The sequence below is a fragment of the Burkholderia sp. Bp8991 genome (assembly GCF_003853795.1).
Classification (GTDB): Bacteria; Pseudomonadota; Gammaproteobacteria; order Burkholderiales; family Burkholderiaceae; genus Burkholderia.
Map to the genome: position 1 here is coordinate 75,433 of NZ_QTQJ01000023.1, position 25,085 is coordinate 100,517.

Annotated in this window: 25 protein-coding genes; all 25 read left to right on the forward strand. The window is 69.7% G+C overall.

Going from position 1 to position 25,085, the window contains the following annotated elements:
- Positions 1–6 precede the first annotated feature (6 nt).
- The 25 genes from DIE02_RS24300 (at position 7) to DIE02_RS24420 (ending at position 25,045) form a co-directional block, all read left to right on the forward strand.
- Positions 7–234, forward strand: a complete 228-nt coding sequence (locus DIE02_RS24300) for a hypothetical protein (RefSeq protein ID WP_124484673.1) — start codon at positions 7–9, stop codon at positions 232–234.
- Positions 235–244: 10 nt separating this feature from the next.
- A complete protein-coding gene (locus tag DIE02_RS24305; protein ID WP_124484674.1) occupies positions 245–1,312 on the forward strand; it encodes a ferredoxin--NADP reductase in 1,068 nt (355 codons plus the stop codon).
- Between the two features lie 46 nt (positions 1,313–1,358).
- The gene (locus DIE02_RS24310) at positions 1,359–2,945 is read left to right on the forward strand and encodes a FadD3 family acyl-CoA ligase (RefSeq protein ID WP_124484675.1); all 1,587 of its coding nucleotides are present in this window, start codon (positions 1,359–1,361) and stop codon (positions 2,943–2,945) included.
- Positions 2,946–2,982: 37 nt separating this feature from the next.
- On the forward strand, positions 2,983–3,756 hold the full coding sequence (locus DIE02_RS24315; protein ID WP_124484676.1) for an SDR family NAD(P)-dependent oxidoreductase: 774 nt from the start codon (positions 2,983–2,985) through the stop codon (positions 3,754–3,756).
- 815 nt (positions 3,757–4,571) lie between these two features.
- Positions 4,572–5,219 (forward strand): hypothetical protein, encoded by a 648-nt coding sequence (locus DIE02_RS24320; protein WP_409362213.1) that lies wholly within the window; start codon positions 4,572–4,574, stop codon positions 5,217–5,219.
- Positions 5,220–5,233: 14 nt separating this feature from the next.
- Positions 5,234–5,665 (forward strand): hypothetical protein, encoded by a 432-nt coding sequence (locus DIE02_RS36130; RefSeq protein ID WP_260427223.1) that lies wholly within the window; start codon positions 5,234–5,236, stop codon positions 5,663–5,665.
- A gap of 63 nt (positions 5,666–5,728) precedes the next feature.
- Positions 5,729–5,965, forward strand: a complete 237-nt coding sequence (locus DIE02_RS24330) for a FitA-like ribbon-helix-helix domain-containing protein (protein ID WP_014899176.1) — start codon at positions 5,729–5,731, stop codon at positions 5,963–5,965.
- Entirely contained in the window at positions 5,952–6,368 is a 417-nt protein-coding gene (locus DIE02_RS24335; protein ID WP_185500362.1) for a type II toxin-antitoxin system VapC family toxin, read from the forward strand. Before DIE02_RS24330 ends, DIE02_RS24335 begins: the two co-directional genes overlap by 14 nt.
- Before the next feature lie 249 nt (positions 6,369–6,617).
- The gene (locus DIE02_RS24340) at positions 6,618–7,514 is read left to right on the forward strand and encodes a VOC family protein (RefSeq protein WP_124484679.1); all 897 of its coding nucleotides are present in this window, start codon (positions 6,618–6,620) and stop codon (positions 7,512–7,514) included.
- A 9-nt stretch (positions 7,515–7,523) separates the two neighbouring features.
- Positions 7,524–8,417, forward strand: a complete 894-nt coding sequence (locus DIE02_RS24345) for a CoA transferase subunit A (protein WP_124484680.1) — start codon at positions 7,524–7,526, stop codon at positions 8,415–8,417.
- Between the two features lie 10 nt (positions 8,418–8,427).
- Complete coding sequence (locus tag DIE02_RS24350; protein WP_124484681.1) at positions 8,428–9,225, forward strand: CoA-transferase subunit beta; 798 nt, start codon at positions 8,428–8,430, stop codon at positions 9,223–9,225.
- 8 nt (positions 9,226–9,233) lie between these two features.
- On the forward strand, positions 9,234–10,160 hold the full coding sequence (locus tag DIE02_RS24355; protein WP_124484682.1) for an enoyl-CoA hydratase: 927 nt from the start codon (positions 9,234–9,236) through the stop codon (positions 10,158–10,160).
- A complete protein-coding gene (locus DIE02_RS24360) occupies positions 10,157–11,245 on the forward strand; it encodes a nitronate monooxygenase family protein (RefSeq protein ID WP_044845672.1) in 1,089 nt (362 codons plus the stop codon). The genes DIE02_RS24355 and DIE02_RS24360 overlap by 4 nt, the downstream gene beginning before the upstream one ends.
- A gap of 25 nt (positions 11,246–11,270) precedes the next feature.
- Entirely contained in the window at positions 11,271–12,080 is an 810-nt protein-coding gene (locus DIE02_RS24365; protein WP_124484683.1) for an enoyl-CoA hydratase family protein, read from the forward strand.
- Positions 12,077–13,246: an acyl-CoA dehydrogenase family protein gene (locus DIE02_RS24370; protein ID WP_124484684.1), complete on the forward strand. Its 1,170-nt coding sequence runs from the start codon at positions 12,077–12,079 to the stop codon at positions 13,244–13,246. The genes DIE02_RS24365 and DIE02_RS24370 overlap by 4 nt, the downstream gene beginning before the upstream one ends.
- Positions 13,247–13,281: 35 nt before the next feature.
- Positions 13,282–14,352 carry an acyl-CoA dehydrogenase family protein gene (locus DIE02_RS24375; protein WP_124484685.1) on the forward strand — a complete coding sequence of 357 codons (1,071 nt, stop codon included), beginning with the start codon at positions 13,282–13,284 and terminating at the stop codon, positions 14,350–14,352.
- Entirely contained in the window at positions 14,349–15,500 is a 1,152-nt protein-coding gene (locus tag DIE02_RS24380; protein WP_124484686.1) for an acetyl-CoA C-acetyltransferase, read from the forward strand. Before DIE02_RS24375 ends, DIE02_RS24380 begins: the two co-directional genes overlap by 4 nt.
- Positions 15,501–15,541: 41 nt before the next feature.
- Positions 15,542–16,420 (forward strand): SDR family oxidoreductase, encoded by an 879-nt coding sequence (locus tag DIE02_RS24385; protein ID WP_044845667.1) that lies wholly within the window; start codon positions 15,542–15,544, stop codon positions 16,418–16,420.
- Between the two features lie 2 nt (positions 16,421–16,422).
- Positions 16,423–17,664, forward strand: coding sequence for an acyl-CoA dehydrogenase family protein (locus tag DIE02_RS24390; RefSeq protein ID WP_124484687.1), 1,242 nt, complete (start codon positions 16,423–16,425; stop codon positions 17,662–17,664).
- Complete coding sequence (locus DIE02_RS24395) at positions 17,661–18,860, forward strand: acyl-CoA dehydrogenase family protein (RefSeq protein WP_124484688.1); 1,200 nt, start codon at positions 17,661–17,663, stop codon at positions 18,858–18,860. The genes DIE02_RS24390 and DIE02_RS24395 overlap by 4 nt, the downstream gene beginning before the upstream one ends.
- A complete protein-coding gene (locus tag DIE02_RS24400; RefSeq protein ID WP_044845664.1) occupies positions 18,857–19,657 on the forward strand; it encodes an SDR family oxidoreductase in 801 nt (266 codons plus the stop codon). The genes DIE02_RS24395 and DIE02_RS24400 overlap by 4 nt, the downstream gene beginning before the upstream one ends.
- Positions 19,657–20,142 carry a MaoC family dehydratase gene (locus tag DIE02_RS24405; RefSeq protein ID WP_124485053.1) on the forward strand — a complete coding sequence of 162 codons (486 nt, stop codon included), beginning with the start codon at positions 19,657–19,659 and terminating at the stop codon, positions 20,140–20,142. Before DIE02_RS24400 ends, DIE02_RS24405 begins: the two co-directional genes overlap by 1 nt.
- Positions 20,143–20,164: 22 nt before the next feature.
- A complete protein-coding gene (locus DIE02_RS24410; RefSeq protein ID WP_124484689.1) occupies positions 20,165–21,370 on the forward strand; it encodes an acetyl-CoA C-acyltransferase in 1,206 nt (401 codons plus the stop codon).
- Positions 21,371–21,538: 168 nt separating this feature from the next.
- On the forward strand, positions 21,539–22,498 hold the full coding sequence (locus DIE02_RS24415; RefSeq protein WP_044845662.1) for a sialidase: 960 nt from the start codon (positions 21,539–21,541) through the stop codon (positions 22,496–22,498).
- A 78-nt stretch (positions 22,499–22,576) separates the two neighbouring features.
- Entirely contained in the window at positions 22,577–25,045 is a 2,469-nt protein-coding gene (locus tag DIE02_RS24420) for an RND family transporter (protein WP_124484690.1), read from the forward strand.
- Positions 25,046–25,085: the final 40 nt, after the last annotated feature.

Sequence of the window (25,085 nt, forward strand, 5' to 3'; positions counted from 1 at the left end):
CGATCCATGACACGCAGATTGAACCGCAATATCGAGAATGGTGCGGACACAACGATCGTGCACGAGTTCGTGCAGTTGATCGGCGCGGCGGAAACGCAGGTGCTGAACGCGTTCGCCGGTGTTGCGCCAGCGCCAGCGCTGGCGCTGGCGTCGAACGACGCGCGGTGCCGTGCGGGAGAAGCCGGCTGGCATACGGCTTCGGCGGGTGCGGCCGGCGCGGCTCGCACTGCATGAGGAGCCGGCGATGAGCGATCCCCGTTTTCACCGGCTGACCGTGGCCGACGTCATCGCCGAAAGCGACGACGCGTGCTCGTTCGTGTTCGACGTGCCCGCCGCGTTGCGCGATGCGTTCGCGTATCGGCCCGGCCAGTTCCTGACGCTGAACGTGCCATGCACGGACTCGACCGTCGCGCGCTGCTACTCGCTGTCGAGCGCGCCGGGCATCGACGCGGCGCCGAAGATCACCGTCAAGCGCGTGCGCGACGGCCGTGCGTCGAACTGGCTGTGCGACCGCATTCGCGCGGGCGATGCGCTCGACGTGCTGCCGCCGGCCGGCGTCTTCACGCCGCGCACGCTCGACGGCGACCTGCTGCTGTTCGCGGGCGGCAGCGGCATCACGCCGGTGCTGTCGATCCTGAAATCGGCGCTGGTGCACGGCCGCGGGATGCTGACGCTGATCTATGCGAACCGCGACGAGCGCGCGGTGATTTTCCGCGACGAACTGCGGCAGCTCGCGCACCGCCACCCGGGCCGCCTGCGCGTGATCCACTGGCTCGACAGCGTGCAGGGCGTGCCGCTGCAGCGGCATTTCGAGGAACTCGCGCGGCCGTTCAGCCAGCAGGAGACGTTCATCTGCGGGCCGGCGCTGTTCATGGAGAACGCGCTCGCCGCGATGCTCGGCCTCGGGCTGCCGCGTGCGCGCGTGCATGTCGAGCGCTTCGCGTCGCTGCCCGATGCGCCGGCGCAGGCCGATCCGGCGGCATCGACCGCAACGGCGGCGGCGTCCGGCGACGACGATCGCGACGGCGACGGTGAAGGCGCGGCGATCGAGACGGTGCTCGACGGCGAGGCGTTCGCGTTCGACAGCGCGCCCGGCGAAACGCTGCTCGACGCGATGCTGCGCGCCGGCCTGCCTGCGCCGAATTCCTGCCGGATGGGGCAGTGCGGCGCGTGCATGTGCCGCGTCGAACGCGGCGCGGTGACGCTCGACAGCAACCACGTGCTCGACGACGACGAGATCGCGGCGGGCTGGACGCTCGCCTGCTGCGCGCGGCCCGCGAGCGACGCGCTGCGCGTGGTGTTCCCCGATTGAGCCGCGACGTGTCGATGGCACCGACGGCAACCCTGTTTCGACGCATATGACGATGGACAACGAAATCCTCACCACGCCCGCGCTGATCGCGCGGGCTGCCGCGCGCCACGGCGCGCATCCGGCGATCGAGTCGGAGCACGGCCGGCTGACCTACGCGGAACTCGATGCGGCGCGTCTCGAAGCGGCGCGCGCGCTGCTCGCGAGCGGCATCGACGCCGGCGACCGGGTCGCCGTATGGGCGCCGAACCTGCCGCAATGGATCGTCGCGGCGCTGGCGATCCACACCGTCGGCGCGATCCTCGTGCCGGTCAACACGCGGATGAAGGGCATGGAGGTGGGCGGCATCCTGCACGACGGCGGCGCGCGGCTGCTGTTCTGCTGCGGCACCTTCCTCGGCGAATCCTATCCGGCGCTGCTCGCGCCGCACCGGCCCGCGACGCTCGAACGCGTCGTCGTGTTCGACGGCGAGCCGCCGTCCGGCGCGCACGATGAAACCTGGAATGCATTCCTCGCGCGCGGCGCGGCGGTGCCGCTCGCCGCCGTGCGCGAGCGGGAGGCGCAGGTGACGCCGGATACCGTGATGGACCTGATGTTCACGTCCGGCACGACGGGCCGCCCGAAGGGCGTGATGACCGCGCACGGACAGAACCTGCGCGCCGCGCAGGCGTGGGCGACGATCGCCGGCGTGCGCCGGGACGACCGCTACCTGATCGTCAATCCGTTCTTCCATACGTTCGGCTACAAGGCCGGCTGGCTCGCCGCGCTGTCGAGCGGCGCGACCGTGCTGCCGCATCTCGTGTTCCAGCCGGCCGACGTCTTGCGCCGCATCGCCGACGAACGCGTGTCGGTGCTGCCCGGCCCGCCGACGCTGTACTACGCGCTGCTCGATGCGCCCGATCGCGCGACGCGCGACCTGTCGTCGCTGCGGATCGCGGTGACGGGCGCGGCCGCGATCGCGCCGAGCCTGATCGAGCGGATGCGCGCCGAGCTCGGCTTCGAGACCGTGCTGACCGGCTACGGACTGACCGAATCGTGCGGGTTCGCGACGCTGTGCCGCCACGGCGACGACGCGGAGACGGTCGCCTCTACGTCGGGCCGCCCGATGCCGGGTGTCGAGCTGCGCATCGCGGGGCCGGACGGCGCGGCGCTCGGGCCGGACGAGACCGGCGAGATCTGGGTGCGCGGCTACAACGTGATGCGCGGCTACTTCAACCAGCCGGATGCGACGCGCGAAGCCGTCGACGCCGACGGCTGGCTGCATACCGGCGACCTCGGCTGTGTCGACGCGAACGGCAACCTGAAGATCACCGACCGGATCAAGGACATGTTCATCGTCGGCGGCTTCAACTGCTATCCGGCCGAGATCGAGCGGCTGCTGGCCGCGCATCCGGCGATCGCGCAGGTCGCGCTGGTCGGCGTGCCCGATACGCGGCTCGGCGAGGTCGGACATGCGTATGTCGTGTTGCGTCCCGGCGCGCACACCGACGCCGACGCACTGAACGACTGGGCGCGCAGCAACATGGCGAACTACAAGGTGCCGCGGCATTTCACGTTCGTCGAGCAACTGCCGACGAGCGCGGCCGGCAAGGTGCTGAAGTACCGGCTGCGCGCGGGCACCGAAGCGGCGGCCTGAACGCCGGCGCACGGCACGAAATCAACGGGACGAACGGATGAACGACAACGGATTTCCGCAGGGCGCGGTACTCGTGTTCGGCGGCAGCGGCGGAATCGGGCAGGGCGTCGCACTCGAATTCGCGCGCGCCGGCGTGCCGGTCGCGCTCGGTTACCGCAGCAAGGCCGAGGTGGCCGAGCGCGTCGCGCGCGAGGTGCGCGCCGCAGGCGTCGCGGCCACCACGCATTGCGCGGACGTGACCGCTCCCGCGCAGATCGATGCCGCGCTCGCGGCCGCGATCGGCGCGCACGGCCGCGTGCACACGATCGTGTGGGCGGCCGGCCCGTTCGTGAACCAGCGTCGCATCGGCGACATGACGCACGACGACTGGCACCGTGCGATCGCGGTCGAGACGGTCGGCTTCTTCAATGCGGCGAAGGCCGCGTTGCCGCATTTCCGTGCGTCGGGCGGCGGGTCGTTCGTCACGCTCGGCTCGGCCGGGCATCTGCGCTGGCCGGATCGCGACGGTTTGTCGGTCGCGCCGAAGGCGGCGAACGAGGCGCTGGTGAAGGGGCTCGCGCGCGAGGAAGGCCGTCACGAGATTCGCGCGAACTCGATCCTGGTCGGCGTGATCGAGGCCGGGATGTTTCCGGTGCTGCTCGAACAGGGGCAGTTCGACCAGGCGTGGATCGACGACACGCAGAAGATGCTCGCGCTCAAGCGCTGGGGGAAGGCGCACGATATCGGGCGTGCGGCGGTGTTCCTCGCGTCGGATCGCGCGAACTACATCACGGGGCAGCAGTTGAACGTCTCGGGCGGGTACGGGTTGTAGCGGATGCGCGGAGCCCGCTCGGGAGAGCGGGCCCGGCAGACGAACGTTCGGTTGCTTTCGGCGCCGAATCCGCCGTATCGATCCCGGATCTTCGCGCCGCAGGCGCCCGGGAGCGACTGCCCGCATGCATGCGTCGAAGCGCATGAACGGCCGTCGCGGCGGCAACTGGTTGCGCGCGCACCGTCCTCGGTATTCACCCTGATCCGCGCTGCGCGCTTCTCGCATCCTGACCACGCGCGACTCGCGCGAGGTCACGTCGATGAAACATTTCCTGCCATGCGTGACGTCACACGTGCTTGCACGCCGTTGCGATGTCGCGCGTGTCGACAGCCGCGCGTGCTTGCCCGGCGCGCGTCGCGGCACCCGATGCATCGCTCCGCTGCATCGGGCACGGTGCTGACGTGCCGAAAACAGATGCGTTCCTGAAACATTTCCGTCGATTCTCCCCCGCATCACCGCGGACGTTTGGCCGCGACGCTTGTCCCGTGCCGGTTCGCGCCGCATGGCACATGCCTTGCGGTTAGGTCGGGGCCGCTCGACACAATCGCGACTGATGGCAACGACAAATCGCGGGAGCGGCACGTAACGACATCGAAATATCGGGGATCGGATCGAGCCGCGGGATAGCGGCCCGTCGTGCCGGACACGCTGCGTCGTATCGGCGGCACGCACGGGCATCGTACGCTCGATCCGTCAAACAGCAAGCTTGCTTGCAAGATGTCGTGCCGGGGGACCCGCCGCGCGTGGCGACATGCGCTGCACGTGGCGGGTCGGCGCGCCCGGCACATGTCGGGGGGACGCCCGTGAAAATGACAATGAACCAATGGGCAGCGCTGGCGATGGTAGTCACGGCCGGCGCGCACGCACAGGAAATCTACCTGCAGGGCGGCACGCAGGGCGTCGGCATCGGCGCGGCCGTCAGCTTCAATTCGGTGCTGGGCGCGCACGCGGATTTCAACGCGATCAATCTGACGCATGACTTCACGGTGGCCGGCAACCGCTACCAGGACGACATCAAGTTGCGGCAAGGCGGCCTCTATGCGGACATCTTTCCGTGGCGCGGCAGCGGCTTTCGCGCGACGATCGGATTGCGCTTCAACGACGACGATATCCGCGGCGTGTCGGTGCCCACCGACGGGACCTACGTGTTCGCCGGCAAGCGTTATCCGGCGCTCCCCGGGATGTACGCGGTCGCGGAGGCACGCTATCCGACCGTGATGCCGTATGTCGGGATCGGCTACGGGCACCGGCCGGCGTCGAAGGGGCTCGGTTTCGTCGCCGACCTGGGCGTCGCGTACGGCATCCCGCGCTGCTCGTACACGCTGTCGCCGCAACTCGCCGCCGCGGCCGGACCGCAGAAGAGCCAGATTCTGACCGCCAGCGGCCTCGACGAACTGAACCGCGTGATGTCGCGGTATCGGTGGTACCCGGTGCTGCAGATCGGGATCTCGTACCGGTTCTGAGCGGGACGCGCGTTATGGCACGGCCGCGCTCCGGCCGTTCGACGCTTTCGTGCCGTGGCCGCATCCGCAGACCTTCCCGTTGCCTGTTGCTCGACTGCCGGAACGTCCGGCCGAACCGGCTCGAATCGATTGTCCTGGCACTCACCTGGACCGTGCCGGCCCAGGCGTTCGTCGCAGTCGTTACCGGCACGATGTCGCCGATCACGTCCGTGATTCTGGTCGCGGCGCTGGTGATGGTCGTGCGGCGCGCGTCGGACATCCCCCACCGGCGCAGACTATCCGTCGGTGAATGGCCATTCGGCCGTCTTTTTTCGTCGCCGCGGCTGGATTACCTTGGTCAAAAGCAGTTCGACGCGTCGGGCCGACGGCGGAACGTGGGTGGCTTCATCCCGTCCGCTGCCGCCGGCCAACGCCGACACCCGGCTGCCGTCCGATCACGACGATGATAGCAATGCTTGCAATTCACCGCGTTGGCGCTATCATTGATAGCAATCTGGATGGAGGGACTCATGGCAAATCTTCTGGTGCGTAACGTGGATGACAGTATCGTTCAGAGCCTTCGAGAGCAGGCTGCGGCGAACGGCAGGAGTGCCGAGGCCGAACATCGGGCCATTCTGGCCGATGCGCTCGGCCGGCCGAAGCGAAGGACATTCGCGCAAGTGCTGATGAGCATGCCGGACGTCGGCGAAGACGCGGATTTCCAACGTGTTCAGGATTCCGGCGAGGTCAGGCGTGTTTTTGATTGATACGAACGTCATCAGCGAGATCAGGAAGGGCAAGCGAACCAACCGCGGCGTGCGCGGGTTCTTCAGGCAGGCCGAGGCCGACGCGAGCCCGCTTTACCTGTCGATCGTCACGGTGGCCGAACTTCGGCGCGGCGTCGATCTGATCCGCCATCGCGGCGATCATCCGCAGGCGTCGGCGCTCGAGGCATGGATGGCGACGATTCTGTCCGGCTATGCGTCGAACATCCTGCCGGTCGATCTCGAGACCAGCCAGATGTGGGGCCATTTGCGTGTGCCCGACCCGGCCCACGCACTCGACAAGCTGATCGCGGCCACCGCGCTGATCAACGATCTCACGGTCGTCACGCGCAATGTCGACGATTTCGCCCGCACCGGCGTCCGGCTGCTGAACCCGTTCGAGTGAGCCGGGTTGCCGCGTCGCGGCAATCCGCCATCGCTTCCCGCCTTCTTCCCTTGCGCGTTCTCCGTCGCGCATCGCCCGCTTGCAACCCGTATCGCCGGGCTTTAGCGCGCGTCCGATTCCCGGTCCTCTCCCGGCCGGCGTCGTCCTGAAACACCCGCCCGCTCTCGTCCCAACAGACGATGTGACGCCATCCCCGACCGGCCAGAATCCTTTCACGAACAACGGATTCTGAACCTGGAGGAGGCCGACATGATCGATGTCCGTGCGCTCGGCTACGTCGTCGTCGAGGCGACCCGCGTCGATGCGTGGCGCCGCTACGCGGAAGACGTGCTGGGCATGCAGGCGCTCGACGCGCCCGACGGCGCGCTGTACCTGAAGATGGACGAGCGCGATTTCCGCTACGTGATCGTCCCCGGCGCGACCGACCGCTATTTCGCGTCGGGCTGGGAATTGCCCGACGGCGCCGCGTTCGACGCCGCGCTGACGGCACTGCGGCAGGCGGGTGTCGAGGCCGTGCGCGCCACGCGCGACGAAGCCGCGCTGCGCCGCGTGCAGGCGATGGCGTGGTGTACCGACCCGTCCGGCAACCGCCACGAGTTGTACTGGGGCGCGCGCTGCGACTTCCGCCGTTTCGTGTCGCCGCTGGGCGTCGCGCGCTTCGTCACCGGCGACATGGGGCTCGGCCACGCGGTGCTGCCCGCGCCGCAGTTCGACGCGACCGACGCGTTCGTGCGCGGCGTGCTCGGCTTCGAGCTGTCCGACATCTACCGCGTGAAGTTCACGCCGGACCCCGCCGAACCCGAGAAGCGCATTCACTTCATGCACTGCCGCAACGCGCGCCATCACAGCCTCGCGCTGTTCGAGATGGCGGTGCCGTCGGGCTGTGTGCACGTGATGGCCGAAGTCGACTCGATGGACGAAGTCGGCCGCGCGCTCGATCGGGTCGCCGCGCACGACGTGAAGATGTCGGCGACGCTCGGCCGCCACTGCAACGACCAGATGATCTCGTTCTACATGAAGACCCCCGGCGGCTTCGATCTCGAATACGGCTTCGGCGGCCTCACGGTCGACTGGTCGAAGCATGCGGTGTTCGAGGCCACGAAGGTGAGCCAGTGGGGCCACGATTTCAGCATCGGATACCGGTAAGCCAGCACGATGACGATGAAACCTCTCGACAAGACGATGTCCGCGCGCGACGTGGTCGCGCAACTCGCCGACGGCATGACGATCGGCATCGGCGGATGGGGGCCGCGGCGCAAGCCGATGGCACTGGTGCGCGAGATCGCGCGCTCGAACCTGAAGGACCTGACGATCGTCGCGTACGGCGGCGCCGACATCGGCCTGCTGTGCGCGGCCGGCAAGGCGCGCAAGGCGGTGTTCGGCTTCGTGTCGCTCGACGTGATTCCGCTCGAGCCGCATTTCCGCCGGGCCCGCGAACAGGGCCGCGTCGACGTGCTGGAACTCGACGAAGGGATGCTGCAGCTCGGCCTGCGCGCGGCCGGCGCGCGCCTGCCGTTCCTGCCGACGCGCGCCGGTCTCGGCACCGCGCTGCTCGATCACGCGCCGCAGCTGCGCACGGTGCAATCGCCGTACGACGACGGCGAAACGCTGCTCGCGATGCCGGCGATCGAACTCGACGTCGCGCTGCTGCACGTGAACGCGGCCGACCGGATGGGCAACACGCGCATCGACGGTCCCGATCCGTTCTTCGATGCGTGGATGGCGCGCGCCGCGCAGCGCTGCTACGTGTCGGCGGAAACGGTCGACGCGTCGCTCGCGAGCGACGACCTCGACGCCGCACGCCGCAACCCGTTCGAGCGCTCGCTCGTCACCGGCGTCGTGCATGCGCCGGGCGGCGCGCACCCGACGTCGTGCGGGCCGGACTACGGCTGGGACCTGCCGCACCTGCGCGCGTACTGCGCGAGCGCGGAAGACGATGCGAAGACGGCGGCTTACCTGCGCGACGTGGTCGGCCAGGACGAACGCCAGTATCTCGAAGGCGTCGGCGGGCTGTCGCACGTGACGACGCTGCCGTTGCCGATTCTGTAAAGGAGCGCCTGTGAGCGAATCTCTCGACCATTCCCTCGCGGAACTGATGATCGTCGCGTCCGCGCGACTCTGGCGCGACGACGGCGAAGTGCTGGCGACCGGCATCGGCACGGGCCCGCGGCTCGCGGCCGGCCTCGCGCGGCTCGCGTACAACAGCGGGCTGATGCTGACCGACGGCGAAGCGTATCTCGTCGAGGCGCCGATCCCTCTCGGGCCGCGTCCCGACGGCTATCGCGTGCAGGCGAGCGGCTGGATGACCTACGAGCGCGTGTTCGACTGCCTGTGGCACGGCCGCCGTCATGCGCTGGTGATGCCGACGCAGATCGACCGCTTCGGCCAGGCGAACATCTCGTGGCTCGGCGACGACTACGCGCGTCCGAAGACGCAGCTGCTCGGCGCGCGCGGCTTCCCCGGCAACTCGACGAACCACGCGAACTCGTTTTTCGTGAGCGGCCACGGCAAGCGCACGTTCGTCGCAGGCGAAGTCGACATGGTGTGCACGGTCGGCTACAACCCGGCGCGCCGGCTGCCTGGCATGAAGACCTTCGTCGACCTGCGCAGCATCGTCACCGACCTGTGCGTGATGGATTTCGGCGGGCCCGACCACGCGATCCGCGTGCGTTCGCTGCATCCGGGCGTGAGCTTCGACGAAGTGCAGGACGCGACCGGCTTCCCGCTGATCGCGGCGCCCGACCTCGGCACGACGGCCGCGCCGAATGCGGAAGACCTGCGCATCGTGCGTGCGCTCGACCCTCACAACCTGCGCGCGACGATCGTGCGCAACAATCCGGCGCCGCGCCGCGGATGAGGTCCGACATGGAAGCGACCCAGATGACGTTCGGCGACGGTGTCGTCGACTACGCGGTCGAGGACGGCATCGCGACGATCACGATGAACCGTCCCGAGTATCACAACGCGCAGAACTCGAAGATGACGTATGCGCTCGACGCGGCGTTCCGGCGCGCGGCGCACGACGACGCGGTGAAGGCGATCGTGCTCGCGGGCGCCGGCAAGCATTTCTCGGCGGGCCACGACATCGGCACGCCGGGCCGCGACATCCACGAGTCGTTCGACCGCGCGTCGCTGTGGTACGACCACGTCGACAAGGAGGGCGGCGAATTCCTCTATGCGCGCGAACAGGAGGTGTACCTCGGGATGTGCCGGCGCTGGCGCGACCTGCCGAAGCCGACCATCGCGATGGTGCAGGGCGCGTGCATCGCGGGCGGGCTGATGCTCGCATGGGTGTGCGACCTGATCGTCGCGTCGGAGGATGCGTTCTTCGCGGATCCGGTCGTGCGGATGGGGATTCCCGGCGTCGAGTATTTCGCGCATGCGTACGAGCTGAACCCGCGCATCGCGAAGGAGTTCCTGTTCCTCGGCGAGCGGATGCAGGCCGAGCGCGCGTATCAGATGGGCATGGTCAACCGCGTGGTGCCGCGCGAGCGGCTGCGCGATGCAACCTACGCGATCGCCGCGAAGATCGCGACGATGCCGCGCCTCGGCCTCACGCTGACCAAGCAGGCGCTGAACCACGTCGAGGAACTGCAGGGCAAGCGCGCGGCGATGGACGCGGCGTTCGCATGGCACCACTTCGCGCATGCGCACAACGAGCTCGTCAGCGGCGACCGCCTCGGCGGCTACGACGCCCGCAAGATGGCCAGCTCGCAGCGCAAGCCGGAACCGGCGGACGACGAAGCGCAGGCCGATGCGGCACCGGCCGCCGTCAACGGAGCCGCCGCATGAGCACGACGTTGCATACGCCGCTGTGCGACCTGCTCGGCTGCCGCTACCCGATCGTGCAGACCGCGATGGGCTGGGTGGCCGACGCGCGGCTAGTCGCGGCGACCGCCAACGCGGGCGGCTTCGGCTTCCTCGCCGGCGCGACGCTCGAACCCGGGCAGGTCGAGGCCGAGATCCTGAAGGTGAAGTCGCTGACCGACAAGCCGTTCGGCATCAATTTCCACATGTTCCAGAAGAACGCCGCACAGGTGGTCGATCTCGCGATCAAGCACCAGCTGCGTGCGGTCAGTTACGGCCGCGGGCCGGACGCGAAGACGATTCGCCGCTTCAAGGACGCCGGCATCGTCTGCATGCCGACCGTCGGCGCGCCGAAGCACGCGTCGAAGGCGGTCGAGCTCGGCGCGGACATCGTGACGGTGCAGGGCGCGGAAGGCGGCGGCCACACGGGCTCGGTGCCGACCACGCTGCTGCTGCCGAAGGTGCTCGACGCGGTGCGGGTGCCGGTCGTCGCGGCCGGCGGATTCTTCGACGGCCGCGGGCTGGCGGCCGCACTCGCGTATGGCGCAGCTGGCATCGCGATGGGCACGCGTTTCCTGATGAGCGCCGAATCGCCGGTGCCGCGCGAAACGCTCGACCGCTACGTCGCGGTCGGCGACCCGGCGCGGATCCGCGTGTCGGACGCGCTCGACGGGCTGCCGCAACGGATGATCGACAACCCGTACCTGCTGAAGCTCGAACGCTTCGGCCCGCTGCGCCGCACGTGGTTCGCGCTGAAGACGGCCGAAGCGTGGCGGCGACAGAACGGGCTGAGCACGGGCGACATGCTCGGCCTCGCGATCAAGGCGCTGCGCTCGCACGACTACACGGCGAGCCAGACGCTGATGGCCGCGAACGCGCCGTTCCTGATCCAGCGCGCGATCGTCGAGGGGCGGCCGGACGAAGGCGTGCTGCCGAGCGGCCAGGCGGCCGCGATGATCGGCGCGATCGAATCGTGCGATGCGCTGATCGCGCGGATCGTCGCGGAAGCCGGCGAGCGGCTCGACGCGCTGGCCGCATTGCGCGGCGCGACCGCGGCACAGGCTGCGTAAAAAACATCACAGGGAGGCTTTGGAGATGACTGCATCCAATCAACCGGGCGGCGCGACGCCGTTCCGGATCGAGCGCGCCGACGGCATCGCCGAACTGGTGATCGCCCATCCGCCCGTGAACGCGCTCGATGCGCAGGGCTGGCATGCGCTCGCGCGCGCGCTCGACGCGCTCGGCGAGGACGACGACGTGCGCGTGATCGTCGTGCGCGGCGAAGGCCGCGGCTTCTGCGCGGGCGTCGACATCAAGGAACTCGCCGCGCATCCGGAGCGGATCGTGTCGGTCAACGCGGGCAACTACGAGACGTTCCGCGCGGTGCACCGCAACCCGAAGCCGGTGATCGCGGCCGTGCACGGTTTCGTGCTCGGTGGCGGGATCGGCATCTGCGGCGCGGCGGACATCGTCGTCGCGGCCGACTGCGCGCGCTTCGGCGTGCCGGAGATCGACCGCGGCGCGATGGGCGGCGGCGCGCATCTGCAACGACTGTTCGGTGTGCAGAAGGTGCGCGCGATGTACTTCACCGGCGACATGATCGACGCAGCCGAGGCGTACCGGCTTGGCGCGCTCGAGCAGGTCGTGACGCGCGACGCGTTGCGCGACGCGGCGCTCGCGATCGCCCGCAAGATCGCGGAGAAGAGCCCGGCGATGGTGCGGCTCGCGAAGGAGGCGCTGAACGGCGTCGAGGACGGCGATCTCGAGGGCAAGTACCGCTGGGAGCAGGGCTTCACGCTGCAGGCGTACATGACGAACGACTCGACGGAGGCGCGCGCCGCATTCGTCGAGAAGCGCGACGCGCGGTTCGACGCGCAGGCAGGCGTCGAGGAGGCACGCGCATGAACCTGACCTATACGCCGCAACAGCAGGCGTTCCGCGCGGAAATCCGCGCATGGCTCGCCGCGCACGTGCCGCGCGAGCGGCTGCCGAGCTTCGATACCGAGGAAGGCTTCGCCGCGCACCGCGAATGGGAGCGCACGCTGCACTCGGGCCGCTGGAGCATGGTCACGTGGCCGCGCGAACTCGGCGGGCGCGGCTGCGACCTGATCGAGTGGCTGATTTTCGAGGAAGAGTACTGGCGCGCCGACGCACCGATGCGCGTGAACCAGAACGGCATCTTCCTGCTCGGCCCGACGCTGATGGACTTCGGCACCGACGCGCAGAAGGCGCGCTTCCTGCCCGCGATGGCGGCCGGCGAGCACGTGTGGGCGCAGGGCTGGTCGGAGCCGAACGCGGGTTCGGACATGGCCGCGATCCGCACGACGGCGATCCGCATCGGCGACGAATACGTGCTCAACGGCCAGAAGATCTGGTCGACCCGCGCGGTGTGGGCCGACTGGCTGTTCGGGCTGTTCCGCAGCGATCCCGAATCGTCGCGTCACCACGGGCTCACGTTCCTGATGGTGCCGCTGTCCGCGCCGGGCATCACGGTGCGTCCGATCCGCCAGCTCAACGGGCAGACGGGCTTCGCGGAGATTTTCTTCGACGACGTGCGCGTGCCGGTCGAGAACCGCCTCGCGGCCGAAGGCGCGGGCTGGCAGGTCGCGATGGCGACGGCCGGCTTTGAGCGCGGGCTGATGCTGCGTTCGCCCGCGCGGTTCCAGCGCACCGCGCAGGCGTTGCGCGACCTGTATCTCGCGCACCGCGACAGCGCGGATCGCGACCCGACGCTGCGCGAACGCGTGGTGTCGGCGTGGATGGACGCGCAGGCGTACGCGCTGTCGACCTATGCGACCGCAAGCCGGCTGCTGAAGGGCGGCCATATCGGCGCGGAATCGAGCACCAACAAGGTGTTCTGGTCGGAGCTGGACCTGCGGATGCACCAGACCGCGCTCGACATTCTCGGCGCGCACGGCGAGGTCGTCCCGCAGACGGCCGCGCAGCACGCGACGCTCGGCCACTGGCTCGACGGCTTCCTGTTCGCGCAGGCCGGCCCGATCTACGCGGGCACCAACGAGATCCAGCGCAACATCGTCGCCGAACGGATGCTCGGCATGCCGCGCGCGTGAGCGCGCCGGCGATTCCCTCACTGAACGGACATCGTATGGATTTCGTATTCGATGAAGACCAGGAAGCGCTCGCGGACAGCGTGAAGCGCCTGCTGATGACCGAGATGACCCCGGAGCTGATCCGCGAGCTGTGGGCCACGCCGACCGGCCGCTCCGACGCGCTGTGGTCGCTGTTCGCGTCGCAGGGGCTGACCGCCGTGTCGGTGCCCGAAGCGCACGGTGGCCTCGGCCTGACCGAAGCGGAATGGGCGCTGCTCGCGCAGGCCTACGGCTATTTCGGCAGCCCGGAGCCGCTGCTCGACACGGCGCTGGTATCGGCCGGCGTGCTCGCGCGGCTGCCCGCCAGCGGCTGGCGCGACGCGCTGCTGCGCGACATCGCCGAAGGGCGCGCGCGTGTCGCGCTCGTGCATCCGGTGAACCCGTATGCGGCCGACGTGCACGTCGCGCAGGCGCTGCTCTGCGAGCACCGCGGCGAGCTGCACCGCGTCGATCCCGCGCAGTGCGCGTGGCGCGCGGTCGACAGCGTCGACCCGTCGCGGCGCCTGTTCACGCTCGACTGGGAACCGTCGGCGGCCACGCGCATCGCGGGCGCCGACGAAGCCGCGCCGCTGCTCGATCGCGCGCTCGACCACGGCGCGTTCGCGGTGGCCGCGCAGTTGCTCGGCCTCACGCAACGCGTGCTCGACGTCGCGATCGACTACAGCGCGCAGCGCAAGCAGTTCGGCAAGGCGATCGGTTCGTACCAGGCGCTCAAGCACCTGCTCGCCGACGTCGCGATCCGCTACGAGTTCGCGCGGCCGGTGGTCGCGCGCGCGGCTCAAGCGATCGCCGACGATCACCCGCAGCGCGCGGTGCTGGTGTCGCACGCGAAGCTCGCGGCGAGCGCCGCCGCGCAGCTGGCCGCGCGCCACACGATGCAGGTTCACGGTGCGATCGGCTACACGTGGGAGCTCGACCTGCAGATCTTCATGAAGCGGATCTGGGCGTTCTCCGGCAGCTGGGGCGACACCGCGTTCCACAAGGCCCGCGTGGCCGACGCGATCCTCGGCGACGCATTGCCGATCGGCCCCGCGCAGACCTTCGACTTCGAGGAAACCAATCAATGAAACAAGCCTATATCGTCGACGCGCTGCGCACGCCGACCGGCCGCCGCAAAGGCGGGCTCGCACACGTGCACGCGGCGGACCTCGGCGGCTTCGTGCTGAAGACGCTCGTCGAACGCAACGCGATTCCGGCCGACGAATACGACGACGTGGTGTTCGGCTGCGTCGACACGATCGGCCCGCTCGCGGGCAACATCGCGCGCACCTGCTGGCTCGCGGCCGGGTTGCCGCTGCAGGTGCCGGGCGTGACGGTCGACCGCCAGTGCGGCTCGTCGCAGCAGGCCGTGCACTTCGCCGCTCAGGCCGTGATGAGCGGTGTGCAGGACGTGGTGGTTGCGGGCGGCGTGCAGACGATGACGCAGATCCCGATCTCGTCCGCGATGACGAGCGCGGTGTCGCTGGGTTTCAACGACCCGTTCTCGGGCAGCACCGGCTGGCGCGCGCGTTTCGGCGACGCGCCGGTATCGCAGTTCGTCGCCGCGCAACGGATCGCCGATCACTGGAACCTGTCGCGCGACGCGATGGAACGCTATGCGCTGGAGAGCCATCGCCGTGCGGTGGCGGCGATCGAGGCCGGCCATTTCAAGCGGGAAATCGTGCCGCTCGAAGGCGTCCTTCACGATGAAACGCCGCGCCCCGACACGTCGCTCGACAAGATGGCGACGCTCGAACCGCTGATGCCGGGCGGCTCGCTGACGGCCGCCGTCGCGAGCCAGACCTGCGATGCGGCCGCGGCGCTCTTGATCGTGTCGGAAGATGCCTTGAAGCGCTACGGCCTCACACCGCGCGCGCGCATTCATCACTTGAGCGTGCTCGGCGACGATCCGCTGTGGATGCTCACCGCGCCGATCCCGGCGACCAAGGTTGCGCTGACGAAGAGCGGACTCGACTGGGCGCATATCGACGTCGTCGAGATGAACGAGGCGTTCGCGTCGGTCGCGCAGGCCTGGCTTGCCGACACGCGCTTCCCGCACGAAAAGACCAACCCGAACGGCGGCGGCATCGCGCTCGGCCATCCGCTCGGCGCGACCGGCGCGCGGCTGATGACGACGCTGCTGCACGAACTGGAACGCACCGGCGGACGTTACGGGATGCAGACGATGTGCGAAGGCGGTGGTCTCGCGAACGTCACGATCATCGAGCGCCTGTGAGCGCGTCACTTTCACGATCTCTCGATCCAGGAGGCATCAGCATGGGAATCTGTAACGGACGCACCGTCATCATCACCGGCGCCGGCGGCGGGCTCGGGCGCGAATACGCGCTCGCGTTCGCGGCCGAGGGCGCGGCGGTCGTCGTCAACGACATCCGGCACGAGGCAGCGCAGGCCGTGTGCGACGAGATCGCACGACGCGGCGGCCGCGCGCTCGCGAATTCGGACGACATCACCAGGATCGACACCGCGCAGCGGATCGTCGACGCCGCACGTGAAGCATTCGGCGACGTGCACGTGCTGGTCAACAACGCAGGCATCTGCCGCGACAAGATGTTCACCAGCATGACCGAAACCGACTGGGACGACGTGATGCGCGTACACCTGCGCGGCCACTTCTGCCTGTCGAGCGTGCTGGCGCGTGTATGGCGCGACGCCGCGAAGGCCGGCCATCCGGTCGACGCGCGCATCGTCAACACGAGCTCCGGCGCCGGGTTGCAAGGCTCGATCGGCCAGTCGAACTACGGCGCGGCGAAGGCCGGCATCGCGGCGCTCACGCTGATGCAGGCGGTCGAACTGCAGCGCTACGGCGTGCGCGTGAACGCGCTCGCGCCGGCCGCGCGCACGTCGATGACCGAAGGCGTGTTCGCCGACATGATGAAGAAGCCCGAGGACGGCGGCTTCGACTATTTCGATCCGGCCAACGTCGCGCCGCTCGTCGTGTGGCTCGGCAGCGCGCTGTCGGCCGACGTGACGGGCCAGGTGTTCGAGGTCGCGGGCGGGATGATCGCGGTGGCCGAAGGCTGGCGCACCGGCCCGAGCGTCGATCGCGGCGCGCGCTGGGCGCCGGCCGAGGTCGGCCCGGCGGTCGCGCGGCTGCTCGCCGATGCGCGGCCCGCGCAGCGCGTGTACGGGAGCTGACGATGGATCTGGCGCTCACCGACGAACAGGCGATGATCCGCGATGCGGCAGCCGACGTGCTCGCCGAGCGCAGCGCGTCGGCCGACGTGCGCCGCGCGATCGAGCAAGCGGCCGGCCGCGACGACGCGCTGTGGGCCGCGCTCGCGGGCGAACTCGGCTGGAACGCGCTGGCGCTGCCGGAGGCGGCGGGCGGGATGGGGCTCGGCGCGGTCGAACAGACGCTGTTGATGGAGCAGCTTGGGCGGCGCGTCGCGTGCGTGCCGTATTTTTCGACCGCGTGCCTGGCGGCCACCGCGCTGGCCGGCTGCGATACGCCGGGCGCGACCGGCTGGCTCGCGAAGCTGGCCGAAGGCGCGTGCAGCGCGACGCTGGCATTGCCGCTCGAGCTTCCGGCCGGCGCGGGTCAACTGCCGGTCGTCGCGGAAGAAGCGACGGGCGGTTACGCGCTGTCCGGAACGATCGAGCAGGTGATCGACGGCGCGCGCGCCGACCTGCTGATGATCCCGGCACGGATCGCGAACGAAGGGCAGGCGATCGGGGTGTTCGCGATCGACGTCGCGACGGTGTCGGGCCTGAGCGTCACGCCGCTCGACACGCTCGACGCGACGCGGCCGATCGCGCGCGTCGTGCTCGACGAGGCCCGCGTGAGCCGCGACGCGTTGTTCGCGAGCGGCGGCGCTGCCGCGAAGTTGCTCGAACGCACCGCATGGTTCGCAGCGCTCGCGCTGGCCGCCGAACAACTCGGTGGCGCACAGCAATGCCTCGATCTCACGCTCGACTACACCGGCCAGCGCGTGCAGTTCGGCCGCGCGATCGCATCGTTCCAGGCGGTCAAGCACCGCTGCGCGCAGATGATGGTGCTGATCGAATCCGCGCGCTCGGCCGTGCTCGGCGCCGCCCACGCGTGGGACGCGGAAGCCGGCAGCGGCACGCCCGGCGCTGCGCTGCGCGCCGACGTCGCGGCCGCGAAAGCCGCCGCCAACGATGCGTATGCGTTCTGCGCACAGGAGGCGATCCAGCTGCACGGCGGCGTCGGCTTCACGTGGGAATACGACCCGCATCTCTATTTCAAGCGCGCGCAGGCGTCGGGCGCGCAGTTCGGCAGCACGCCGCAACTGCTCGAATGGATCGCCAGCCAGGCGATCGACGGCGGCGCGTCGCGGCACGACGCGGTGCTCGCGTCGTCGCCGTCGGCTTCGATCGCCACGCGTTCGTCCGCAGCGCGTACCGGAGCACTCCAATGAACAGCGAAACGCGCGAACAGCAATTGCGGCACGAAGTCGCCGACTGGGTGCAGTCGCACCTGACCGGCGAATTCGCGTGCCTGAAGTACCGCGGCGGCCCCGGCGACGAGGAAGCGTTTCCCGAACTGCGCAAGGCGTGGGAACGGGAACTCGCGCAGGGCGGCTGGACCGGCCTCGGCTGGCCGACCGACGCGGGCGGCCGCGGCTTTTCGGTCGCCGAGCAGGTGATCTTCCACGAGGAATACGCGCGCGCCGGCGGCCCCGGGCGGATGGGGCACATCGGCGAAGGGCTGCTCGGCCCGACGCTCGTCGCGTGCGGCACTGACGACCAGCGCGCGCGTTTCCTGCCCGGAATTCTCGCCGGCACGCAGTTCTGGTGCCAGGGTTACTCGGAGCCGGGTGCAGGTTCGGACCTCGCGAACGTGCGCACACGCGCCGAGCAGGAGGCCGACGGTACCTGGCGCGTGCACGGCCAGAAGGTGTGGACGTCGCTCGCGCACGACTCCGACTGGATCTTCGTGCTCGCGCGCACCGATCCGGCGTCGAAGGGCAACAAGGGGCTGTCGTTCCTGCTGATGCCGCTCGACCAGCCGGGCATCGAGATTCGCCCGATCAAACAGCTCAACGGCGGCGCCGAATTCAACGAAGTGTTCTTCGACGGTGCGCGCGCGGAAGCTCGCGATCTCGTCGGCGCGCCGGGCGACGGCTGGCGGATCGCGATGACGCTGCTCGGCTTCGAGCGCGGCATGTCGACGCTCGGCCAGCAGATGCAGTTCGTCCGCGAACTCGACTGGGTGATCGACGCCGCGCGTGAATCGGGCGCCGATCGCGACCCGGTGCTGCGCCAGCGGATCGGCCGCGCGTGGGCCGGGCTGCGCGTGATGCGCTACAACGCGCTGCGGATGCTGTCGGGCGCGGACGACGCGAACGGCGCCACCGCGCCGCTGCGCCGCGAGGCGCTGATCTACAAGTATTTCTGGTCGAACTGGCACCGCGACCTCGGCCAGCTCGCGATGGACGCGCTTGGGTCCCGCGCGAACGTGATCGATCCGGCCGACGAGAAGCTCACCCATCTGCAGCGCGTGTTCCTGTTCTCCCGTGCGGACACGATCTACGCCGGCACCAACGAAATCCAGCTGAACATCATGGCCGAGCGCGGGCTCGGCATGCCCAGGGAACCGCGAGGAAACGCATGACCGAACCCCAGATCCAGAAAGCGCCGGCGTACGTGCCGGGCCACCAGCTGCTCGCCGGCAAATCGGTGCTGATCACGGCCGCCGCCGGCGCCGGCATCGGCTTCGCGGCCGCGCGCCGCTGCGCGGAGGAAGGCTGCCGCGCGCTGTTCATCTCCGACATCCACGAGAAACGCCTCGAACAGGCCGTGGAGACGCTGCGCGCTGAAACGGGGCTGCAGCAGATCTACGGCCGCCTGTGCAACGTCGCGGTCGAGGACGACGTGCAGGCGCTCGTCGCGGAAGCCCAGGACAAGCTCGACGGCGTCGACGTACTGATCAACAACGCCGGGCTCGGCGGAGCGAAACGCATCGTCGAAATGGACGATGCCGAATGGTCGCGGGTGATCGACATTAGCCTGACCGGGACGTTCCGGATGACGCGCGCAATGCTGCCGCACATGCAGGCCCGCGGCCGCGGCGCGATCGTCAACAACGCATCGGTGCTCGGCTGGCGTGCGCAGGCGGAACAGGCGCACTACGCGGCGGCGAAGGCGGGCGTGATGGCGCTCACGCGCTGCGCGGCGCTCGAGGCGTCGCCTTACGGGGTGCGCATCAACGCGGTCGCGCCGAGCATCGCGATGCACGATTTTCTGAAGAAGTCGGCCCCGGCCGACCTGCTGAATCAACTGGCGTCGCGCGAAGCCTTCGGGCGCGCCGCCGAAGTCTGGGAGGTCGCGAACGTGATGGTGTTCCTTGCAAGCGATTACGCGTCGTACATGACGGGCGAAGTGCTGTCGGTCAGCAGCCAGCACGCATGATGAGCGCGACCCTCGACTCCGTGCGCGCGACGCCCCGCGTGTTCGCGCATCCCGGCGAACTCGCGGCGGCCGTCGGCGACACGCTCGGCGCGAGCGCGTGGCTCGCGATCGACCAGATCCGCATCGACGGCTTCGCCGACGCGACGGGCGACCACCAGTGGGTACACGTCGACCCGGTGCGCGCGAAGGACGGCCCGTTCGGCGCGTGCATCGCGCACGGCTACCTGACGCTGTCGCTCGTCAATTATTTCCTGCCGCAGATCGTGCGCATCGACGGCGCGCGGCTCGGCGTCAACTACGGCTGCGACAAGATCCGCTTCCCGGCGCCGGTGAAGGTCGGCGCGCGCGTGCGCGGCGTCGGCGAGCTGCTGCGCGTCGAGGCGCTCGACGGCGGCGTGCAGGCGTGGGTTCGCGTGACCGTCGAGATCGAAGGCGAGGCCAAGCCCGGCTGCGTCGCCGACACGATCAGCCGCTACTACTTCTAGTTTCGATTCAGAGAGCCAGCTCATGGAAGACGCAGTCATCGTTTCCGTTGCACGCACGCCGATCGGCAAGGCGTTTCGCGGCATGTTCAACGACACCGAGGCGCCCGCGCTGGGCGGCCACGTCGTGCGCGCGGCGCTCGAACGCGCGGGCGTTGCGCCGGCCGACGTCGACGACGTGCTGATCGGCTGCGCCGCGCAGCAGGGCACGCAGGGCTACAACATCGGCCGCCTGTCGGCCGCGGCGGCCGGCTTGCCGGCGTCGGTGCCCGGGATGTCGATCGACCGCATGTGCTCGTCGGGCCTGATGTCGATCGCGAGCGCCGCGCGCAGCATCGGCGCGGGCGACGCGCGGATTGTCGTCGCGGGCGGCGTCGAATCGATCTCGCTCACGCAGAACAAGCACAAGAACGGCTACCGCGCGCGTTCGCAGGCCGTGCTCGACCATCAGCCTGCCGCGTACATGGCGATGATGGAAACGGCCGAGATCGTGTCGCGCCGTTACGGCATCTCGCGTGCCGCGCAGGACGAATTCGCGCTGCAGAGCCACCAGCGCACGGCCGACGCGCAGGCGGCCGGCCGCTTCGACGCGGAAATCGCGCCGCTCGACGTGCGGCGCGCGCTGTTCGACAAGGAAGGCAACCCGAGCGGCCACGAAGCCGTCCACGCGGCGCGCGACGAGGGCGTGCGCGCCGACACGACGGCCGAACGGCTCGCGGGGCTCAAGCCGTCGTGGAGCGGCGGCAAGGTCGTCGAGCAGGGCGAGTTCGTGACGGCCGGCAACGCGTCGCAGCTGTCGGACGGCGCGGCGGCGGTCGTCGTGATGTCGCGGGCCGAGGCGGAGCGTCGCGGACTGACGCCGCTCGGCACGTTCCGCGGGCTGGCCGTGGCCGGCTGCGAGCCGGACGAGATGGGCATCGGCCCGGTGTTCGCGATTCCGAAGCTGCTGGAACGTTTCGGGATGACCGTGCGCGACGTCGGGCTGTGGGAGCTGAACGAGGCGTTCGCGTGCCAGGCGCTGTATTGCCGCGACACGCTCGGCATCCCCGACGAGCGGCTGAACGTCGACGGCGGCGCGATCGCGCTCGGCCACCCGTTCGGGATGTCGGGCACGCGGATGACGATGCACGCGCTGCTCGAAGGCGCGCGCCGCGGCGTGCGGCATGCGGTCGTGACGATGTGCATCGGCGGCGGGATGGGTGCCGCCGCGCTGTTCGAGGTCGGCGCGTAACGACGCTCGAGCAGGGCTCACCGGCAGCCGAGCCGGCAGCCCGGTTCGGCTGCCATCCATTCGGGACCATTCGAGGCCGCGGCAACGACCGACGGCCCGGAGACTTGCAGCGGCAGGGCGAGCGCGTCGGCGCGGGCCCGGGCCGCTCGCAGAGAAGGAGACAAACCGATGAAACGTACTTTGCCAGGACTCGCGATGTCGGCGCTCGTGCTCGGCGCCGCGCTGTTCGCGTTCTCGCCGCGCCCGCTGCCGGCGTTCCCGGTCACCGCGATCCATGCGGACCGCCTGCAGATCAACGGGCTCGCCCGCGCCGGCACGCGCATCGTCGCGGTCGGCGAGCGCGGCGTGATCCTGTTGAGCGACGATGCGGGCGGCCGCTGGCGGCCGGCGTCGGTCACGCCGGACCAGGGATCGACGCTCACGCAGGTGAGCTTCGTCACGCCGACGCTCGGCATCGCGGTCGGCCATGACGGCCGGATCCTGCGCAGCGACGACGCGGGCGTGCACTGGCGCGAAGTTCATGGCGACAACGCGCATTCCGACCCGCTGCTGTCCGTGTGGGGAACCGCGAACGGCCCGCTGTTCGCGGCCGGCAGTTTCGGCCAGCTGCTGCGCTCGGACGATGCCGGGCTCACGTGGCAGCCGCTCAAGACACCGGCGGGCGACCGCCACCTGAACGCGATCGTCGGCGACGGCCACGGCGACCTGCTGATCGCCGGCGAGAGCGGCACGCTGCTGCGCTCGACCGACAACGGCGCGAGCTGGGACAAGGTGCCGTCGCCGTACCAAGGCTCGCTGTTCGGCGCGCTGATGCTCGCGAACGGCGACTGGGTCGCGTACGGCATGCGCGGCAACGTGTTGCGCAGCACCGATCGCGGCGCGACCTGGACGCACGTCGACAGCCACGTGCCGGTGTCGTATTTCGGCGCGACCCAGCTTGCCGACGGCGAACTCGTGCTGGTCGGGCAGGGCGGCGCGATCGTCGGGTCGCGCGACGGCGGCCTGACCTTCGACGTGCGCAAGCTCGGCGGCGTGCAGAGCCTCGCGGCCGTGCTCGACATGGGCCGCGGCGCGCTGCTGCTCGGGGGCGAGGCCGGCGTCGCGCCGCTCGCTGCGTCGCCGTCCTGATGCGCGGCGGCGGTCGCGTTGCCGCGCCGCCCGCATCGTCCGCATCGCCTGTTTCGTCCGTTCCGACACGAGAAATCCATGAACGACCTGTCACGCTCCACCGAAGCCGTTCCCGCGTCGCGCCTCGCCGCGTTCGTCGAGCGCTGCGCCGATACCATCATCCGGCAGCGCCGGCTGCTGATGTTGCTGTGCGTCGCGCTGACGGTCGCGCTCGGCCTGTCCGCGACGCGCCTGAAGCTCGATCCGGGCTTCAACAAGATGATCCCGATGCAGCACCCGTACATGCAGGTGTTCGAGCGCTACGCGGGCGCGTTCCCCGGCGCGAACACGATCCTCGTCAGCCTGCGCTGGAAGGGCGACGGCGACATCTACAACCAGACGTTCATGGACGCGCTGCGCCACGCGACCGACGACGTGTTCTTCATCCCCGGCGTGAACCGCTCGCGCGTGTTCTCGCTGTTTACGCCGAACGTCCACTACACCGAGGTGACGGAAGCCGGTTTTCGCGGCGACGTGGTCGTGCCCGGCCAGTTCTCGAGCGCGAACCCGGACGACCTCGCGAAGGTGCGCCGCAACGTCGCGCGCTCCGGGCAGATCGGCCGGCTGGTCGGCAACGACCTGAAGTCGGCGCTGATCCGCGCGGAGTTGCGCGAGACCGATCCGGCCACCGGCAAGCGGCTCGACTACAGCGCGGTCGCGCGCCAGCTCGAGGAAATCCGCGCGCGCTACGCGAAGCAGGGCATCGACGTGAACATCATCGGCTTCGCGAAGCTGGTGGGCGACGTCGAGGCCGGGATCGCCGGCGTGATGGCGTTCTTCGCGCTCGCGTTCCTCGTGACGGCCGCGCTGCTGTTCGCCTATACGCGCTCGCTGAAGACGACCGTGCTCGCGCTCGTCGTCGCGCTGCTGCCGGTCGTCTGGCTGCTCGGCGCGCTGCCGCTGCTCGGGCTCGGCATCGATCCGATGTCGATCCTCGTGCCGTTCCTGATCTTCTCGATCGGCGTGTCGCACGCGGTGCAGATGACCAATGCGTGGAAGCAGGCGCTGGTGCGCGGCGCATCGTCGGCGGAGGCCGCGCGCGACGCGTTCCGCAAGCTGTTCGTGCCGGGCACGGTCGCGCTGCTGACCAACGCGCTCGGCTTCATGGTGATCATGCGGATCAGGATCGACATCGTGCGCGAGCTCGGCATCACCGCGTGCCTCGGCGTGCTGCTGATGATCGTCACCAACAAGGTGTTCCTGCCGATCCTGCTGTCGTATACGCGCCTCGAACGCGGCACGCTGGCGCGCGCACAGCACGCGGCGGCGGCCGGCGGCAGCGGGAAGTGGTCGCGCTTCGCGGTATTCGCGCGGCCGGCGCCCGCGCTCGGCGTGTTCGCCGTTGCGCTCGCGCTGCTCGCGTACGGCACGCTCGAGTCGCGCAGGCTCGAGATCGGCGACATCGGCACCGGCGCGCCGGAGCTGCGCGCGAACTCGCGCTACAACGTCGACAACGCGGCGATCACGCACCAGTACAACATCGGCGTCGACGTGCTGTCGGTGATCGTCGAGACGACCGGTTTCGACGACGCCTGCCTGCATTACCCGGTGATGAGCGCGATCGAGAAGTTCGAGATGAACATGCGCGGCGTGGCGGGCGTGCAGTCGGTGACGAGCGTCGCGTCGCAGGGCAAGGTGTTCATCGCCGCGTTCAACGAAGGCAATCCGCGCTGGGCCGCGTTGCCGCGTTCCAGCGACGGGCTCACGCAGGGTTCCAACGCGTTCGACCCCGACAACGGGATGAACACCGCGAACTGCAAGGCGATCCAGGTGCTGATCTACACGAAGAACCACGAAGGCACGACCATCGCGCACATCGTCGACGAGATCAAGCGCTACGCGGCCGAGAACCCGACGCCGAACGTCGCGTTCCGGCTCGCGGGCGGCAACGTCGGCGTGATGGCCGCGACCAACGAGGCGGTCGGCGACGCGGAGGTCGCGATGCTGCTGTCGATCTTCGGTGCGATCGCGCTGCTGTGCGCGGTCACGTTCCGCTCGTGGCGCGCGGTGCTGTGCATCATCGTGCCGCTCACGCTGGTGTCGATCCTGTGCAACGCGGTGATGGCGCGACTAGGCATCGGGCTGAAGGTCGCGACGCTGCCGGTGATCACGCTCGGTGTCGGCGTCGGCGTCGACTACGGGATCTACCTGTACGAACGCCTGCAGCACGACCTGCGCCACGGCGCGACGCTGCCCGACGCATTCGCCGACGCGATGCGCCAGCGCGGCACCGCGGCGCTGTTCACGGCCGTCACGATGTTCATCGGCGTCGGCACGTGGGCGTTCTCCGCGCTGAAGTTCCAGGTCGACATGGGCGTGCTGCTCGCGTTCATGTTCCTCGTGAACCTGTTCGGCGCGGTGTTCCTGCTCCCCGCGCTGGCCGCGTGGCTCGGCGTCGAGCGTGCCGAGCGCCGCGTGGCGCAACTGCCGCAGCCGTCCGCGTCGTCTGCGTCGGCACCAGCGCGCGAACCGACGCGCGCGCTCGAACCCGGCAATCCGGCGCGCTGAACGACGCAACCCCCGAACCCCCATTACCCCGGTGCGCGGC